Raw genomic sequence first — 17,277 nt, 5'->3', positions numbered from 1 at the left:
TGCCGCAAGGCCGGCCTCGCGCCCGACGCCGTCGTGGTGGTGGCCACCGCGCGGGCGCTGAAGATGCACGGCGGCGTGGCGCTGGCCGCTCTCGGCAACGAGAACGTGGCCGCGGTCAAGGCGGGCGGCGCCAACCTGGCGCGCCATCTCGCCAACGTGCGGCAGTTCGGGGTGCCGGCGCTGGTGGCCGTGAACCGGTTTCCGAGCGACACGGAGGCCGAACTCCAGGCGGTGACGGAGGTCGCGGCCGCGCTGGACGTCCCCGCCCTGGTGTGCACCCACTGGGCCGACGGCGGCGCCGGCACCGAAGCCCTGGCGCGCCGGGTGGTGGAGGTTGTCGAGGCGGGAGAGGCGGACTTCCGCCCCCTGTATCCCGACGATATGCCGCTGTGGGACAAGGTCGAGACGGTGGCGAAGCGCATCTACCACGCTGGCGGGGTCACCGCCACGCCGGCGGTGCGCAACCGCTTCAAGGCGCTACAGGACGGCGGCTACGGCCACTATCCGGTGTGCATGGCCAAGACCCAGTACAGTTTCTCCACCGACCCCGCCCTCAAGGGCGCCCCGGAGGGCCACGAGGTGCAGGTGCGCGAACTGCGCCTGTCCGCGGGCGCGGAGTTCGTGGTGGCCATTTGCGGCGACATGATGACCATGCCGGGCCTGCCCAGGACGCCGGCCGCAGAGAGCATCCACGTCAACGCCCAGGGGCAGGTAGAGGGTCTTTCTTGAGGGTACTGCTCCACGTGGAGCCCGTTAGTGCGGGAACGTATCAGTCGTTACGGTTCGCGCCGAACGCGCCGGCGAGGCCCTCTCGATGGAACAGACCGCCGATTTCCTCGTGGTTGGGCCCGTAGAATTGGCCGAAGACGCCGCCCCCTCGTGAAGCAGGGAATCCTTCCGTGCCGAAGTATCCATCGCCGTGGTTGTGCAGGACATTGCCCGCGGCGAATTGTCCGCCCTCCAATGCCAGATTCTCCCAGGAAATGTTGCTGATTCGCGCCCCCGTGTCTTCACGGGTGATGCTTGCGAATTCGACGTCAACCAGAGCCGCGCGAGAGCCACCGGGGTAGGCAACCGTTACCGTGGCGTCTCCCCGGACGAAGACAGCGTCATCATCGGAAGATGATGCCATGACGCCGGCCATGACCCCCGACCACGTCCCGCTCACCGAAACGGCTGGTTTCGTCGGAGTCGGGCGCCCCATGTAGTAGGTTCTGTAGCTGAAATCGGCGTGTGGGCCTTCGTGCAGCGTCTCCACCAGGAAGAAGCCGTGTTCCATCCAGCCGCCCAGCGTCCGGCGGCTGATGAAGTGGTCTCCCATGCCGGAGCTCCGCGATTTCGTTGCCAGCGACACGGCGCGGCGTCGTTCGATGAAATCGAAACCCGAGAAATCGAGCCGCCCGTGAACGGGGCGCACGTGGTTGACGTGGATCGCGTCGGGAACCGGACAGCCCAATGCCGTGCAGGTAACGACAGCGCCGCCGAAGCTGAACGGTTCGGGAGGTTTCGTCTGTTGCGACAGCCTGTTCAGCGTACCTTCGATTTCCGCCGCGGTGGGCGTCTCCAATTCGGTCGGCCGCTCCAACTCGGCGGAGGAGCCGCCAACGCTGACTCCAGCGCCGCAGCCGCACAGCGCCGCCAGAGAAACCACGGCTATCGCGATCCGCGAGAGCCGGTTTGCTCCGCCAGGCATCTTGGCCGGGCCGATGGTCAACCCTCCTCCCCCTCCATCAGATAGCTCTGGATGAACCGGTCGATGTCGCCGTCGAGGACGGCGTCGGCGTTGCCGACTTCCAGGTTGGTGCGGTGGTCCTTGACCATGCGGTAGGGGTGCAGGACGTAGGAGCGGATCTGGCTGCCCCAGGCGATGTCCTTCTTGGCCTTGGCGTAGCTGTCCATCAACTCGCGCTGCTTCTGCACCTCGAGCTCGTAGAGCCGGGAGCGCAGGATGCGCATGGCCATGGCCTTGTTCTTGTGCTGCGAGCGTTCGTTCTGGCAGGCGGCGACGACGTTGGTGGGGAGGTGGGTGATGCGCACCGCGGAGTCGGTCTTGTTGACGTGCTGGCCGCCGGCGCCGCTGGCGCGGTAGGTGTCGATGCGCAGGTCGGACTCGTTGATCTCCACGTCGATAGTGTCGTCCACCTCGGGATAGACGAACACCGAGGCGAAGGATGTGTGGCGCCGCGAGTTGGCATCGAAGGGGGAGATGCGCACCAGCCGGTGAATGCCGGCCTCGCACTTCATGTAGCCGTAGGCGTAGTCGCCGGCGATGGTGAAGGTGACGCGCTTGACGCCGGCCTCCTCGCCCGGCTGATACTCCATGATTTCGGTCTTGTAGCCGCGCCGGTCGCCCCAGCGAAGATACATGCGCAGCAGCATTTCGGCCCAGTCCTGAGACTCGGTGCCGCCGGCGCCGGGGTGAAGGGTGACGATGGCGTCGCGGCGGTCGTCGGTGCCGCCCAGGAGCCGGCGCAGCTCCATCCCGGCCACGCTGTCGGTGACTTCGCGCAGGCGGGTTTCGGTCTCTTCCAGGGCCTCGGCGTCGTTCTCTTCCTCCGCCAGCTCCAGGAAGAAGCGCGCCTCTTCGATGCTGGTCTGGCACTTGCCGTAGTCGTCCACGGCTTCGCGCAGCAGGGACTGTTCCTTGAGGACCTCCTGGGCCCTGTCGGCGTCGTTCCAGAAGTCGGGCTTGGCGGTGAGGGTTACGAGCTCGTCGATGCGCTTCTGCTTGGTTTCGACGTCAAAGGCGCCTCCGTAGCAGTCTTAGCTTGTCCTCGAGTTGGGTCAGTTGTTCGCGTGCTTCGTCAAACATGGTGGGCTCCTGCAACGGTTGGTTTCGCAACGTCGGGTGATCGATGGTGCTACTCAATATAGCCGATGTTGCGTGGACGGCAATAACGCAGTTCCTGACTCCCGCCTTCCGGGCGGTGTCAAACTCCGCTCGGCCACGTAGCGGCGCCACCACCCCGAGTCGTCATTCCCGCGAAAGCGGGAATCCAGGAGGGGCCTTCAACTCCCTGCGCAGGCGCCGTTCCAGGGCGCGCATCTCGCGTTCGTCCTCGGGCGAGCGCTCGTGGTCGTAGCCCAGGTTGTGCAGGATGCCGTGGATGAGCAGCACTTCCAGTTCGTCTTCGAGGGTGCGGCGGCGTTGCCGCGCCTGGCGGGCGGCCTTCTCCACGGAGATGATGACGTCGCCGATGAGCCGGGGGCCGGAGGGCAACGACTCGTCCACGGGGAAGGAGAGCACGTCGGTGGGCTCGTCGCGCGAGCGATAGCGCCCGTTCAGCTCGCGGATTTCGCCGTCACCTACCAGCGCCACGCTCAACTCGCAGTCGCTTTGCTCCAGCAACCGCAGGATGCGGCGCGCCTTGGCCTTGAATCCGCGTGTCGAGACGCGTCTCGCCGGCCCGCGGCGCACGATGTCGACGGTGAGGACGCTCTCAGCCATGGTGGTCGAGGGAACAGCCCGTGCGCCGGCGGCCAGCCATCGCCGGGCCGCCCGGGTGCGCCCGGTTGCCCTAGGCGTCACCGGCGTCGCGCTCGTACGCGGTGATGATTTCCTGCACCAGGCGGTGCCGGGCCACGTCCTTCTCGGTGAAGGTGCTGAAGCGGATGCCATCGACCCCGCGCAGGATGCGCCAGGCTTCCTTGAGGCCGGAGAGCCGGCCGGCGGGCAGGTCGATCTGGGTGACGTCGCCGGTGATGACCGCCTTGGAGCCGTAGCCCAGTCGGGTGAGGAACATCTTCATCTGCTCGGGAGTGGTGTTCTGCCCTTCGTCGAGGATGACGAAGGAGTCGTTGAGGGTGCGGCCGCGCATGAACGCCAGCGGCGCCACCTCGATGCTGCCCCGCTCCAGCAGGCGCCGCGCCTTGTCGAAATCCACCATGTCGTGCATGGCGTCGTACAGCGGCCGCAGGTAGGGATTCACCTTCTCGGCGAGGTCGCCGGGCAAAAAGCCGAGCCTTTCCCCGGCCTCCACCGCCGGGCGGGTGAGGATGATGCGCGCGTAGTTGTTCTTCATCAGCTCGGACACGGCCATGGCCATGGCGAGGTAGGTCTTGCCGGTGCCCGCCGGGCCGATGCCGAAGACGATGTCGTGGCGCCGGATGGCGTCGATGTAGGCCTTTTGGGCGACGCTCTTGGGGGTGATGGTGCGCTTGTGCGACGAGATGTAGATGGTGTCGAGAAAGATCTCCTGCAGGTTGGCCCTGGCGTTGCTGCTGAGGATGCGGATGGCGTAGTCCACGTCGCTGCCGTACACGGGGTAGCCTCGTTCCAGCAGCCCGTAGAGCTGGCGCATGACCTCCTGTGCCAGCTCCGCGTCGGGCGGGTCGCCGACGATCTCCATCTCCGTGCCGCGCACCTGGAACTTCACGCCCAGCGCCCGCTGCGCGATCTTCAGGTGCTCGTCCTGGTTGCCCAGAAGCTCCCGGAAGAGCCGCGGGTCGTTGAACGCCAAGTGCGGCACCGTCAGCATGCTCTCGACAGTGGCTTGACTCACTCGGTACCTCCCAGAGACTCGCGCATCAAGAAATACCGGACACGATTTCCCGGGCCAGACGCAGCGCCTCATCGGTCTTCTGGGGCTGCTTTCCGCCCGCCTGGGCGAAGTCCGCGCGGCCGCCGCCGCCGCCGCCCACGGCGGGCGCCACCTGCTTGATGATGTTCCCGGCGTGATAGCGTCCGTCGAGTCCGCCGCCGGCCCCCGCCGCCAGCATCACGTTCGTTTCGCCGGGGCACGCGAGGAACACGAAGGCGTCGGGCATCTGCTGGCGGAGCTGGTCCACGGTCTCCCGAAGCTGTTTGGCGTCCATCCCGTCGACCTTCTCGACGATGAAGCTCGCCCCCGCGGCATTCTTTCGGGCCTTGGCGAGCAGGTCCGGCACCCGGTTCTGGCCGAGCTGGCCCTTGAGCTCGGCCACCTGCCGTTCCAGCTCCTTCTGCCGCTCCAGCAGGCGCCGCACCTTCTCCACGGCGTCCTCGTTGGTGCTCCGCAGCAGTCCGGCGATCTCGCCCAGGACCGCGTCGTAGGCGCGCATGACGTCGAAGGCGGTGGCGCCGGTGACGGCCTCGATGCGCCGCACGCCGGCGGAGACGCCGCCCTCGGAACTCAGCCGGAAGAGCCCGATGTCGCCGGCCTGATGGATGTGGGTGCCGCCGCACAGCTCGGTGGAGAAGTCGCCGATGCGCACCACGCGCACGCGGTCGCCGTACTTGTCGCCGAAGAACGCCATGGCGCCGGCGCGGATGGCGTCGTCGTAGGCCATCTCCTCGGTGGAGACGCCCCCGTTGTCACGCACGCGCTCGTTCACTTCGCGTTCGATGCGTTCGAGGATTTCCGGATCCACGGGGCCGTCGTGGGTGAAGTCGAAGCGCAGCCGGTCGGGTGCCACCAGCGAGCCGGCCTGACGCACGTTCATGCCCAGCTCCTCGCGCAGGATCGCGTGCAGGATGTGGGTGGCCGAGTGGTTCAGCATGGCGCGCCGGCGCCGTTCGCCGTCCACCGCCAGCTCCACTTCGTCCCCGGCCGCGACCCGGCCGTTGACGACCTTGCCCCGGTGCACCGACACCGCGGGCGTCGGGTGCCACGTGTCCAGCACCTCCACGATGTCGCCGCGGGCCGTGCGGATGACGCCTCGGTCGCCCACCTGTCCGCCGGACTCGGCGTAGAACGGGGTCTCGGCGACGACGATCTCCACCTCGTCGCCCTCCTGCGCCTCCTCGGCCGGCGCGTCGCCGCGATAGAGGCCGGTCACCCGCGACTCGTGTTCCAGGCGGTCGTAGCCCATGAAATGGCTGGAGGGGAGGCCGTCGGCGACGTTCAGGCTCTCGCCGTGGGCGGTGGTGTCCCGGGCGGCTCGGCCCCGGGTTCGCTGCTCCTCCATCAGCCGTTCGAACCCTTCGTGGTCGACGGTGATGCCCTCGCCCCGGAGGATGTCCTCGGTCAAGTCCACCGGAAACCCGTAGGTGTCGTACAAACGGAACGCCACGTCTCCGGGCAGCGATCCCTCACCGGACTTGCGCAGCTCCGACAGCGAGTCCTCCAGCAGCACAAGCCCCTTGTCCAGGGTCTCGGCGAAGCGTCCCTCCTCGGCCCGGACGGTCCCCACGATACGCTCCGTCTCGGCGCGCAGCTCGGGGTAGGCTTCACCCAGAACGCGGGCCACGGGCTCCACCAGGCGGCACAGGAACGGCTCCTCGAAGCCCAGGAGACGCCCGTGGCGCGCCGCCCGCCGGAGCAGCCGGCGCAGCACGTAGCCGCGGCCGTCGTTGCTCGGCAGCACGCCGTCGGCGATGAGCGAGCTGACCGCGCGCGCGTGGTCGGCGATGACGCGAAACGAGATGTCCGCGTCGTCGTTGTCGCCGTAGGCCTTTCCGGCCAGTTCCTCGGTGGCGCTGATGATGTCGCGGAACAGGTCCACGTCGTAGTTGGAGAAGACGCCCTGGAGCACCGCGGTGATGCGTTCGAGCCCCATGCCGGTGTCCACGTGCTTGGCCGGCAACTCGTGCAGCGTCCCCGCGGCGTCGCGGTTGTACTGGATGAACACCAGGTTCCACAGCTCGATGTAGCGCGCGCAGCCGGCGTTCACGGCGCACACGTGGCCGGGCTCGCCGGTAAGGTCGCAGGCCTCGGCGCCCCGGTCCAGGTGGATCTCGCTGCACGGCCCGCAGGGGCCGGTGTCGCCCATCTCCCAGAAGTTGTCCTTCTCGTCGAAGCGCTGCACCCGCTCCGCCGGCAGGCCGCTGATGCGGTGCCACAGCCCTTCCGCCTCGTCGTCGTCGCGAAACACCGTGGCGTAGAGCCGGTCCTTGGGCAGGCCCCATTCCCGCGTGAGCAGGTTCCAGGCCCAGTCGATGGCCTCTTCCTTGTAGTAGTCGCCGAAGGACCAGTTGCCCAGCATTTCGAAGAACGTGTGGTGGTAGGTGTCCCGTCCCACCGCCTCCAGGTCGTTGTGCTTGCCGCTGATGCGCAGGCACTTCTGGGCGCTGGCGGCGCGCTTGAACGCGGGCCGCTCCACCCCCAGGAAGATGTTCTTGAACTGGACCATCCCCGCGTTGGTGAAGAGCAGGGTGGGGTCCTGTTGCGGCACCAGAGACGAGCTCTGCACCGCCGTGTGGGCCTTGTCCTTGAAGAAGTCGAGGAAGCTGTCGCGAATCGCTTTGCCGGACGTCATGACGCCCCTTGATAGCATTCCCGCGCGCGCGAAGGCAATGTCAAATGCCCCGCGGCGGGGGCGCCGGGCCTGCGCGGCGCATGATCATTCGGCGCCGTTGGCGGCCTCCTGCCCGGGGCGCTTGAGTCCCGCCTTGGCGCGTATCAGCTCGGCCAACTGCTCGGCGATGTCCGTGTGCTCGCGCAGGAACTGCTTGACGTTTTCCCGGCCTTGTCCGATGCGGTCGCCCTCGAACGAGTACCAGGCGCCGCTCTTGCCGAGGATGCCCATGTCGGCGCCGATGTCCACGAGTTCCCCTTCCCGGGAGATGCCGGTGCCGTAGAGGATGTCGAACTCGGCCTCGCGAAAAGGCGGCGCCATCTTGTTCTTCACCACCTTCACGCGCGTGCGTCCGCCGATGACCGAGTCCGCGTCCTTGAGCGCGCCGGTGCGGCGGATCTCCATGCGCAGCGAGGCGTAGAACTTGAGCGCGTTGCCGCCGGTGGTGGTTTCGGGGTTGCCGAACATGACGCCGATCTTCATGCGGATCTGGTTGATGAAGACCACCACCGAGTGGGACCGGGAGATGGTGCCGGTGAGCTTGCGCAGGGCCTGGGACATGAGGCGCGCCTGGAGGCCCATGTGCGAATCGCCCATCTCGCCTTCGATCTCGGCGCGGGGCACCAGCGCCGCCACCGAGTCGACGACCAGCACGTCGATGGCGCCGCTGCGCACCAGGGTCTCGGCGATCTCCAGGGCCTGCTCGCCGTGGTCGGGCTGCGAAATCAGCAACTCGTCGGTCTTGACGCCCAGCTTCTGCGCGTAGCTCAGGTCGAGAGCGTGCTCGGCGTCCACGAACGCGACCATCCCCCCCTGCCGTTGCGCCTCGGCGAGGACGTGCAGCGCCAGGGTGGTTTTGCCGGAAGACTCGGGGCCGTAGATCTCCACCACCCGGCCGCGCGGCACGCCGCCGACGCCCAGGGCGATGTCCAGGCCGATGGAGCCGGTGGAGATGGTCGGGATGTCGCGCGGCTGCACGCCCTCCCCGAGCTTCATGATCGCACCTTTGCCGAACTGTCTCTCGATTTGGCTCACCGCCAGCTCGATGGCCTTTTCCTTGTTCGCGTCCATGGCTCTCCTCGATCGGGTTCTGAAACTTGGTCTAGTGGTTCCGGCTGCCTTCCCTGGCCGAAGGGTTCCCGCCGGGCTTCAACGGGAAGACCTCCAGCGGAGAATAGATCGCGCCGGCGGACCGGAGCGTGCTGCGGAAGAGCGTCACCTCGTCCACCGGGAACTTCCCGAATTCGTGGTCCCGCCAGCGCGCCAGCGCCGGGCGCCGGCGCGGGTCCCGCGGCGCGGGGCGGCGCCAACGTCCTACGGTCACGTGGGGCCGGAACGGGGTCGCCGGCTGTTCGACGCCGAAAGGCGCCAACGCCCGTTCCACGCCGCGGGCCATCGCCGTCAGAGGCGGCGCGTCGAGCCCGATCCACAGGACGCGTGGGCGGTTGGCATCCGGGAAGACCCCCAGGCCCCGCGCCGTGGCCGCGAACCCCTCGGTGCCGGACAGGGCCTCCCCCAAGGCCGAGCCGATGGCGGCAACACGGGTCTCTTCAATGTTGCCCAGGAACTTCAGCGTCACGTGCAGGTTCTCGTCGGGCACCCAGCGAATCGCAGCGCCTTCGAAACCGCCCCGCACGGTCGCCCAGGCCCGAACGACCGCAGCCCCGACGGGGACGCCAACGAAAGCGCGCAAGGTCCGTACACTATCTTTTTCGGCGGGCGGAGAGAGTTCTTTAGCCGCCGTGCTCATGAAGGTCGCGGCGCGGGCGCCGTCGCACGTTTGTGTCCGTTTTCCAAACGGTCGAAGAAGAGATGCTTGGTGCCCTTGAAGATTTCCAGCAACAAGGGGTCGAGCTGGCGGTCCACGGGGATGTTGGCGCGCAACGGGTCCACGTACCGGTCGTCCTGCCACATCTCGAAATGCAGGTGCGGACCGGTGCATAGCCCGGAACAACCCACGTATCCGATGGTCTGCCCTTGTTGCACGGACCTGCCGCGACGGATGCCGGGTCCGTAACGCCTCAAGTGCGCGTAACGCGTCTTCATCGCGCCGCCGTGGCTGATCTCCACCAGACGACCGTAGCCCCCCTTCCAGCCACGGTACGTGATGCGGCCGTCCGCCGCGGCCCTTATGGGGGTCCCCGTCGGAGCGGCGAAGTCCACGCCGTAGTGTGGCCGCCGCACCTTGAGCACGGGATGGAAGCGGCTCAGCGAGAAACGCGAGCTGATGCGCCTGAACTCGACGGGGTAACGTAGAAAGGACCGCGACACCGAGCGCCCCTTGCCGTCGTAGTAATGCCCCTCGCCGTCCGCGTCCTCGAAGTAGACGGCTGAGTGCGTGCGCCCCGCGTTGACGACTTCCGCGGCAAGTACCTGGACCCGATCGGCTTCGGGATGGCCGGGGCGGTACTTTCTTCGGTAGAGCACCCGGTAGCTGTCACCCGGCTGAAGGTCCCTCTGGAAGTTGATGTCCCACCCGAGAATGTCCACCATGCGGGAGATGACGGTCATGTCCGCGCCCGCCTTCTTGGCGTGTTGGTAGAGCGAGCCGTTGGGGATCACCCCGCTGATGGAACGCACCTCCTGCTGGTAGGGGACTTCATCCTTGTAGAACCGGATGCCCTTTTCGTCGCGGTACCAGGTCAGGCGCAGGTCGGAGCGTAGCGCGATCTGGAGGGCCTGGAGCCGTCCGGCCCCGGCCCCGTTGCCGTTGGACGTGTGATTGCCGTTTCCATTGGACCCATGCGCGCCGTTGCCGTTGGCGGGCGTCGCGAAGTAGAGGTTGATGTCGCTGCCGGTGCGCAACCGGCGCACGGCCTTGTGCTGGCGCAGCCCGGTGAGCCACAGCCGCTGTTCCCGCTTGTCATCCTCATAGCGCCGCAGCACGCCCCACAGGTGTTCGCCCCTTCTCAGTGTGTGCGTCACCTGTTCGGTGTCTTCCAGCGACGGCAGCGCGTGGTTGCCGTTGGATTGCTCCTGCGACGGCGGGATGTACTCCAGCAAGCCGTTCCTCTGCTTGATCCGGGCCAGTGCATATTCCGACAGGAAGGCGTCGTCATGTGGCGCGGGCGTCGTTCCGTTGGCCACGGAACCCACGCCCGTCGGGCTTTCTTGTCCGCGCTCCGGTAACCGTCCCTTGGTGAAGCGGATCGCTTTGCCGACCCGTTGCCAACTCAGGTTGCGCCCCTTCTTCACCTCCAGCTCGATGGCCTTCAGTCCGGCGCTCCGGCGTTCCGCGGACACCGCCTCAAAATACAGGTGGAGCCGCTGACCCGGCTTGAGGCGAGTGACGGGATACTGCCGGTCAAAGGCATCGAACCACTCTTCGGCTTCCTTGCCGGAAATCCCGAGAGGCCGGAAGATCCGCCCGAGAGTCTGGCCCGGGCCGATGGTGCGGGTGACCTTGTCCAAGGGCTCGAACGACCGGATGGGCGCGGACGGTTGGGACGTGGGTGCGCTTGGCTCGGACGCGGCCGGTTGGGCGACCGGCTTGGGCGTCGTGGTGGGCGTGGCCTTGGCCGCGGGCTTGGGCGCCGTCACGAGCTCGCCGGGCACCACTTGGTGATTCCTGCCGCGGTAGACGATGCGCCCGTCGGTCCATTGCCACGTCAGCAGGGCGCCGCCTCGCGATTCGATCTGCAAGGCGCGCAAGGTCCGGCCGCCGCCATCGCCGGAAGCCGCGGCGACGAAGTAGAGAACGATCTTGCGGCCCGGATACAACTGTTTCAGCGAATACTGCTTGCGGATGGCGTCGATCCAGGGCTGCTGCGTCTTCAGGGAAACGCCGAGGCGCCGCAGCACGCGGCCGAGTGTCTCGCCCTTGCGCAGCACATGGGTCACCGGCTTCACGGCATCCTCGCCGGCGGTGGATGCCGCGGCCGCCGCCGGGGCACGGGCCGGTTCGGCCTTCGGCTCGGACGAGGCTCGTGCACCGGCTTGTTCGCGGGGCTTTTCGTCCGGCGATGGCGGCTCGGGCGCGGCCAGCGTCGGACGCGGCTTCTTCTCTCTGTGGTAGGCGATCTCGCCGCCCTTGTAGTCCCAGGACCCGCGTCCCAGGCCGGCTCGCTCGATGCGCAGGGCGGTCAACCGTCCGAGTTCCGACGAACCCCACGAGGACGTGAAGTAGAAGTGGACCGTGTCCCCTTCCTTCAGAACATTGTTCACGCCCAGTTCCTTCGCCACCGCGAAATGCCAGCGATAGCGGGCCGCCTCCGGTACGCCGAGGTCCGTCAACAGTCTTGGCAGGGTGTCGCTGGCGCCGGCGAGCTTGGTGATGCGTTGTTCGCGGAGGGTTGTCGCGTCCGGAGCCGTTTGCTGAGCGAGTACGAGCGTGCGGCCCGCCTGGGCCGCGAGGCCCGCGGCCAGCGTTGCGGCGGCGATGGCCAAGGCGTACCGGCGCCACCGCCCGATGCGGGGCTTACCCGACGACGAAGGAGGGTTAGCGGAGGTGGAAACGGGGTCGATCACTTGAAAGCCACTGTCCTAATATTACCTTGTCAGGAGACGGAAACAATAGGTCTTAAAGCGCCGGGGCGTCAAGCGCACGAGCGGGTTTTCGCGTGCCTAATCCGGCGCACGATTCGCCCTCCGGTAACCCAGGGCGTCCTGGGCGATAATCAGCTTGTGGATGTTCGAGGAACCTTCCACGATCTGGTACGACTTGGCGTCCCGCAGGTAGCGCTCCACCGGAAACTCCGTCGAATATCCGTAGGCGCCCAGGATCTTGAAAGCGCCGTCGGCGGCGTGCGCGGCGGCCTCGGCGGCGGCGTACTTGGCCATGGACACTTCCAGGTTGTTGGGCTGCCCGCGGTCCGCCAGGTGGGCCGCCCGGTACACCAGCAAGCGCGCCGCCTCCTCCTCCACGATGATCTGGGCGAGGCTGTCCTGGATCATCTGGAAACGGCCGATGGGCTGGCCGAACTGCTGGCGCTGGTTGGCATAGGCCAGCGCCGCCTCGCGCGCGGCGCGCGCCACTCCGAGGGCGCCGGCGGCGCAGCTCAGGCGCGTCTGGTTGAGCTGCCACATGCACATGGCGAAGCCCTGGCCCTCGGCGCCGACGCGCTGGTCCGCCGGCACCGGCACGTCGGCGAATTCCAGCGTGCCGGTGGGCGAGGCCAGCGCTCCCATCTTGTCCAGGGTCGTGCGCCGGACCCCGGCGCTGTCCAGCTCCACCATGAAGGCGGAAAGGCCGCGGTGCCGCGCGTCCCGATCCGTCACGGCGTAGACCAGCCCCCAGTCGGCGATGGGCGCGTTGGAGATCCAGGTCTTGGTGCCGCTGAGCACGTAGCCGTCGTCCGTGCGCCTGGCCCGGGTGGACATGGCGGCAACGTCCGAGCCGGAATCGGGCTCGGTGATGGCGAAACAGCCCACCCGCGATCCCTCCACCAGACCCGGCACCCAGCGGCGCTGCTGTTCCTCGGTGCCGAACCGGGCCAGCGTCACCGCGGGGGCGAGCTGGGTGTTGATGTGCACGCGCATCGAGCTGTGCACCCGCGCGATCTCCTCGGTGAGAAGCACCATGGCGAGATAGCCCAGGCCCGAGCCCCCGCAACTCTCGGGAACCACGCAGCCGAAGAACCCCAACTGTCCCATCTTCTCGAAGATGTCCCGGCGGAAGCGGTGGTCGCGGTCGTCCGCGGCCGCGGTGGGCGCGATCTCCCTGTCCGCGAAATCGCGCCCCAACTCCCTGACCGCAAGCAGTTCCTCCGAGAGATCGAAATCCATGGTTCCTCCCGAGGGGCGACCCCTCGAACCCCTTATTATGCCCTCCCGAGCACCTCCCGCGCAATGATCAGCCGCTGGATCTCCGAGGTCCCTTCGTAGATGCGCAGCGCGCGCACGTCGCGGTACAGCCGTTCCATGATGCTGCCCTCCACCAGGCCGCGGCCGCCGTGGATCTGCAGCGATTCGTCGACGATGCGCTGGGCCGCCTCGGTGGCGAACAGCTTGGCCATGGAAGATGCCCGCGCCGCATCGGCGGCGCCTTGATCATGGGCACGGGCCGCCCGGTAGACCAGCAAGCGCGCGGCCTCGAGCTCGGTGGCCATGTCCGCGATCTTGAACCGGATGGCCTGGAAACGCGCCAGCGGGCGGCCGAACTGGCGCCGCTCGCGGGCGTGGCGGACCGCCTCCGCCAGCGCCCGGGCGGCCATGCCGCAGGCGGCGGCGCCGACGCTGCAACGAAGCGCCTCCAGGGTCGCCAGGGCGATCTCGAGGCCCTTGCCGGGCGCGCCGAGGAGCTGGCTTTCGGGAACGCGGCAGCCGGCGAAGGTCACGGTGCCGATGGGGTGGGGCGAGACCAGGGCGAGGCGCTCGGTCACGGCCACTCCCGCGCTGCCGGCCTCCACCACGAACGCGCTGAGCCCCTTGCCCTTGCGCGCCGGATGGGTGCTGCCGAATACGATGTAGAGTCGCGCCAGGCCGGCATTGGAGATGAGGCTCTTGACGCCGTCGAGGACGTAGTCCGCGCCGCGCTTGCGCGCTCGCAACCGGACGGAGGCCGGGTCCGAGCCCGCGTCCGGCTCGGTGAGCGCGAAGGCGCCGACGTCGGTGCCCGCCGCCAGCCGCGGCAGATACGCCCGCCGCTGAGCGGGAGTCCCCGCCGCCGCCAGCGGATACGCCGCCAGCGCCTGCACCGCGAACAGGGTGTCGGCCAGCGGGGACACGCCCGCCAGCACTTCCCGGATGACGCACAGGTCACCCGCCTGGACGCGCCGGCGCGCGCCCCCGAACCCGCGTGGCGCCACGTAGCGGAAGAGTCCGCGGCCGGCGAGCTTGCGGAACACGGCGAGCGCGGCCTCGTCGCCGGCGCCGGCGTCGATCCCGTCGAGCTCGGCCTCCACCCATGTGGCCAACGCGCCGCGCAGCCGAAGCTGCGGCGCGGACAGCCACGCTTGCACGCCCATCGCTACTCCTCGCCTCCCTGATTGAAACGCGGCGTCTCCCGCGCCATGAACGCGCGAAAGCCCTCGTGGAAGTCGGCCGTCTGCATGCAGTGGGCCTGGGTCGTGGCTTCCATCTCCAGGGCCGCCTCGACATCCATGCCCGCCTCCAGGTCCAGCAGCTTCTTGGTCACCCCGATGGCGTAGCGCGGCCCGTCCCGCAGCCGCCGGGCCAGGCGCAGGGCTTCGGGCATGAGGTCGTCGTGGGGCACCACCTTGTTGGCCAGGCCGATCCGGTGGGCCTCCGCCGCGTCGATGCGGTCGCCCAGGGAAAGCAGCTCCATGGCCCGCCCCAGGCCCACGATGCGCGGCAGCAGGTGGATGGCGCCCATGTCCGAGCCGGCGAGGCCCACCTTGACGAACAGGAACGCCATGCTCGCCCGGTCCGACAGCAGGCGGAAGTCGCTGGCCAGGGCCAGGGCCGCGCCGGCGCCGGCGGCCACGCCGTTGACCGCCGCGATGATGGGTTTCTCCACGCGGCGCATGTTGCCCACGACCTCGCAGGTGAGCCGGGTGAAGCGGTACAGTCCGGCCGCGTCCATCTTCAGCAGCTCGCCGATGATGTCGTCGACGCTGCCGCCCGAGCAGAAGGCCTTGCCGGCTCCGGTGAGCACCAGCACGTGCACCCGCCGGTCGGCAGCCAGCGAACCGGTGAGTTCCGCCAGCTCTTCGTAGGTGCGGAAGGTCAGGGCGTTGAGCTGCGCGGGATTGTCGAGACGGACCGTGGCAATGCCGCCGTCGAGATCGTAGTCGAAACTGTCGTATGCCATGCTGTCCGTCCTGTTCTCCGCGTCGTTCAGGCCATGACCGCGCCGCCGTCCACGTCGATGGCCTGTCCGGTGACGGCGTCGCCGGCGGGGCTTGCCAGCAAGACCGCCATGTCCGCCACCTCGCCCGCGCCGATCAGCCGCCCTTGCGGGGAGGTCCCGGCGAAGCGCTCCAGCACCGCGGGCGCGGTGCCGCCGATGCGCGCGGCCATCAGGCGCGCGTTCTCGTGCGTGAGCGGCGTGTCCGCATAGCCGGGACAGATGGCGTTGACCGTCACGCCTTTCCGCGCCGTTTCCAGGGCCAGCACGCGGGTGAGGCCCAGCACCGCGTGCTTGGACGCGGTGTAGGCGGCCGTGTGGGGATACCCGGTCTTGGCGGTGGTCGAGGCGATGTTGATGATCCGCCCCCAACCGGCGGCGATCATCGGCTCCAGAAACCGTTTGCAGCAGTAGTACGTGCCCATGAAGTTGACGCGCATCACCTCTTCCAGCAGCGCGTCGTCCATTTCCAGGAAGCCGGCCGCCGGCGCGATGCCCGCGCTGTTCACGAGGACCTGCACCACCCCGGCGCGACGCGCGCTCCGTTTCAGGGCCTCGACGTCCGTCCGGGAACCCACGTCGCAGACCAGCGGGAAAGCGGCGCGGCCGAAAGCGCCCACCTCGGCGGCGACCCGTTCGAGGGGCTCCCGTCTGCGTCCGGCCAGCACCACGCGGCAACCCTCCCGGGCCAGCGCCAGGGCTGTGCTCCGGCCGATGCCGCTGCCGGCGCCCGTGACCAGCGCGGTCTTGTCCGCCAGTGGATCCAATGAGAGTCCAATGAATGAAGAGTTGAATTTATCAGACATCGCACTCGGGACACCAACGTCGTGGACTCTTCGTGGAGGCGGCGGTTCGAGCCCGCGCCGGCGGCCTTTCACCGGTACGTGTTTTGCGTGACTCAAGCTGGAGAGGCCGAGGTGACGAAGGCCCTTGTTGATCGGGGTGAGGCTGATATAGAACGGGCTTGCACGAAAGCGGGTCGGAGCACTTGCGCGCCGAGGCGCGCCACAAGGAGGTTGTTATGCGATGCCGCAAGAATGGCGCCGCGGCGCTGGCGATAGGGGCATTGATGCTGTTGGGGATGCCCCATGCGGCCCAGGGTCAACAATCGGAGCCGGAGGTCCTCACGCTGCGGCAAGCGGAGGAGTTGGCCCGGAAGAACCATCCGGGGATACGTGCCGCGAGCGAGCGGGTCAAGGTGCAGGAGGCGATGCTGCAGAGGGCGCAGGCCGCGTTCTACCCCACGGCCGGGGTGCGCGGCTCCTACGAGAACAGGGCGGGGGTCGAGGGCCCCAACGCGGAGAAGAATCTCTTCAACACGAGCGGCCAGGTGGGTTGGGTCGTGAGCGACTTCGGCCGCCGTGAGGGCACCGTCCGGCGGGAAGAGGAAACGCTGGAGGCCCGCCGTTTCTCAGAGAAGACCTCGGTGGAGGACGTGGTGTTCGGCGTGCGCCGGGCCTTCTTCGACTACCTCCGGGCCGAAGCCCTGGTGCGGGTGGAGCAGGATACGGTCAAGGACCGCGAGACCCTTGTGCGGCAGGCGCGCGGGGTCTTCGAGGGGGGCACGCGGCCCAAGATCGACGTCGCCCGCGCGGAGGCGAGCCTGTTCGCCGCCCAGGCCGGGCTCATCGGGGCCCAGAACGGCGTGCGCATCGCGTGGGCGCGGCTCAAGGGCGCCATGGGCGTCACCGAGTTCGAGGAGCGTCCGGTGGCGTCCGGCGTCAACGTCCGGGGGCCCACGATGACGCTGGAGGAAGCGGTGAAGGCCGCGCGGGAATCGCGCGCGGAGATCATGGAGTTCCAGTCCCGGCTGCGGGCGCAGCAGGAAGCCATCGACGTGGTCAAGCGGGGGCGCATGCCGCGGGTGCGCGTGGACGGGCAATACGGGCGGCGATGGCATAATGACGAGAACGTCATCAATTCGACGGTGACCCTGGAAGTTCCGCTGTTCAGCGGCATTACCCTCAGGCCCGAGATCGAGCGGAGCGTGCGGGATTACGCGGTCATCAGGGCGCAGCTTCAGGCACAGCGGCAGGGCATCGCCCTGGAGGTGGAGGAAAGCTATCTGAATCTCGTGGAAGCGAGTGAGCGGATCAAGGCCAACGAAGCGCAGACGCGGTCGGCCAAGGAGAACCTCGATCTCGCCAACGGGCGTTACCAGGTGGGCGTCGGCTCCATCATCGAGATCACCGAAGCCCAGGTCATCAACACCCGTGCCCAGACGGACCACATCCGGTCCATCTATGACCACAAGGTCGCCGAGGCGCGTCTTGCACGCGCCCTGGGCAGGAGCTCGGATTTCAGTCCGTAACCCG

14 protein-coding genes are annotated in these 17,277 nt (G+C 68.2%); 2 read left to right on the top strand and 12 right to left on the bottom strand.

Annotated elements, in window-relative coordinates; translation table 11 throughout:
- The coding region (locus OXF11_17540) for a formate--tetrahydrofolate ligase (GenBank protein MCY4488903.1) at positions 1–729 on the top strand (729 nt) is incomplete at its 5' end.
- Between the two features lie 40 nt (positions 730–769).
- Here the strand turns inward: OXF11_17540 and OXF11_17535 are convergent.
- The 12 genes from OXF11_17535 to OXF11_17480 all read right to left on the bottom strand — a co-directional run bounded on the left by OXF11_17535 (position 770) and on the right by OXF11_17480 (position 15,729).
- A complete protein-coding gene (locus tag OXF11_17535; protein ID MCY4488902.1) occupies positions 770–1,714 on the bottom strand; it encodes a hypothetical protein in 945 nt (314 codons plus the stop codon).
- Positions 1,711–2,812, bottom strand: a protein-coding gene (gene prfB / locus OXF11_17530) for a peptide chain release factor 2 (GenBank protein ID MCY4488901.1) whose coding sequence is annotated in 2 segments (ribosomal slippage) — positions 1,711–2,742 and positions 2,744–2,812 — 1,101 coding nt in all. Because the reading frame shifts where the segments join, the coding sequence is not laid out codon by codon here. The genes OXF11_17535 and prfB overlap by 4 nt, the downstream gene beginning before the upstream one ends.
- A 162-nt stretch (positions 2,813–2,974) precedes the next feature.
- The gene (gene ybeY / locus OXF11_17525) at positions 2,975–3,448 is read right to left on the bottom strand and encodes an rRNA maturation RNase YbeY (protein ID MCY4488900.1); all 474 of its coding nucleotides are present in this window, start codon (positions 3,446–3,448) and stop codon (positions 2,975–2,977) included.
- A gap of 70 nt (positions 3,449–3,518) precedes the next feature.
- A complete protein-coding gene (locus tag OXF11_17520; protein MCY4488899.1) occupies positions 3,519–4,502 on the bottom strand; it encodes a PhoH family protein in 984 nt (327 codons plus the stop codon).
- Positions 4,503–4,527: 25 nt separating this feature from the next.
- Positions 4,528–7,176: an alanine--tRNA ligase gene (gene alaS, locus OXF11_17515; protein MCY4488898.1), complete on the bottom strand. Its 2,649-nt coding sequence runs from the start codon at positions 7,174–7,176 to the stop codon at positions 4,528–4,530.
- A gap of 84 nt (positions 7,177–7,260) precedes the next feature.
- Complete coding sequence (gene recA / locus OXF11_17510) at positions 7,261–8,286, bottom strand: recombinase RecA (GenBank protein MCY4488897.1); 1,026 nt, start codon at positions 8,284–8,286, stop codon at positions 7,261–7,263.
- A 31-nt stretch (positions 8,287–8,317) separates the two neighbouring features.
- Positions 8,318–8,965, bottom strand: a complete 648-nt coding sequence (gene thpR, locus OXF11_17505; protein MCY4488896.1) for an RNA 2',3'-cyclic phosphodiesterase — start codon at positions 8,963–8,965, stop codon at positions 8,318–8,320.
- Positions 8,962–11,601 (bottom strand): peptidoglycan DD-metalloendopeptidase family protein, encoded by a 2,640-nt coding sequence (locus tag OXF11_17500; protein MCY4488895.1) that lies wholly within the window; start codon positions 11,599–11,601, stop codon positions 8,962–8,964. The genes thpR and OXF11_17500 overlap by 4 nt, the downstream gene beginning before the upstream one ends.
- Positions 11,602–11,778: 177 nt before the next feature.
- Positions 11,779–12,939, bottom strand: a complete 1,161-nt coding sequence (locus tag OXF11_17495; protein MCY4488894.1) for an acyl-CoA dehydrogenase family protein — start codon at positions 12,937–12,939, stop codon at positions 11,779–11,781.
- Between the two features lie 35 nt (positions 12,940–12,974).
- Positions 12,975–14,120 (bottom strand): acyl-CoA dehydrogenase family protein, encoded by a 1,146-nt coding sequence (locus tag OXF11_17490; protein ID MCY4488893.1) that lies wholly within the window; start codon positions 14,118–14,120, stop codon positions 12,975–12,977.
- A gap of 2 nt (positions 14,121–14,122) precedes the next feature.
- Complete coding sequence (locus tag OXF11_17485) at positions 14,123–14,956, bottom strand: enoyl-CoA hydratase family protein (protein MCY4488892.1); 834 nt, start codon at positions 14,954–14,956, stop codon at positions 14,123–14,125.
- Positions 14,953–15,729, bottom strand: coding sequence for an SDR family NAD(P)-dependent oxidoreductase (locus OXF11_17480; protein MCY4488891.1), 777 nt, complete (start codon positions 15,727–15,729; stop codon positions 14,953–14,955). The genes OXF11_17485 and OXF11_17480 overlap by 4 nt, the downstream gene beginning before the upstream one ends.
- Positions 15,730–15,983: 254 nt before the next feature.
- On the opposite strand from OXF11_17480, the gene OXF11_17475 reads away from it, so the two are divergent.
- Complete coding sequence (locus OXF11_17475; protein MCY4488890.1) at positions 15,984–17,273, top strand: TolC family protein; 1,290 nt, start codon at positions 15,984–15,986, stop codon at positions 17,271–17,273.
- Positions 17,274–17,277: the final 4 nt, after the last annotated feature.

Source organism: Deltaproteobacteria bacterium, from assembly GCA_026712905.1.
GTDB lineage: Bacteria > Desulfobacterota > Binatia > UBA9968 > JAJDTQ01 > JAJDTQ01.
The sequence above is the reverse complement of the archived record's forward strand: the minus strand, read 5'-3'. Positions and strand labels throughout refer to the sequence as shown.

What these genes read in the sequence shown, in the direction of transcription:
- ybeY (MCY4488900.1), bottom strand. Translation starts at nt 3,448, where the DNA reads ATGGCTGAGAGCGTCCTCACCGTCGACATCGTGCGCCGCGGGCCGGCG.
- alaS (MCY4488898.1), bottom strand. Translation starts at nt 7,176, where the DNA reads ATGACGTCCGGCAAAGCGATTCGCGACAGCTTCCTCGACTTCTTCAAG.
- recA (MCY4488897.1), bottom strand. Translation starts at nt 8,286, where the DNA reads ATGGACGCGAACAAGGAAAAGGCCATCGAGCTGGCGGTGAGCCAAATC.
- thpR (MCY4488896.1), bottom strand. Translation starts at nt 8,965, where the DNA reads ATGAGCACGGCGGCTAAAGAACTCTCTCCGCCCGCCGAAAAAGATAGT.
- OXF11_17495 (MCY4488894.1), bottom strand. Translation starts at nt 12,939, where the DNA reads ATGGATTTCGATCTCTCGGAGGAACTGCTTGCGGTCAGGGAGTTGGGG.
- OXF11_17490 (MCY4488893.1), bottom strand. Translation starts at nt 14,120, where the DNA reads ATGGGCGTGCAAGCGTGGCTGTCCGCGCCGCAGCTTCGGCTGCGCGGC.
- OXF11_17475 (MCY4488890.1), top strand. Translation starts at nt 15,984, where the DNA reads ATGCGATGCCGCAAGAATGGCGCCGCGGCGCTGGCGATAGGGGCATTG.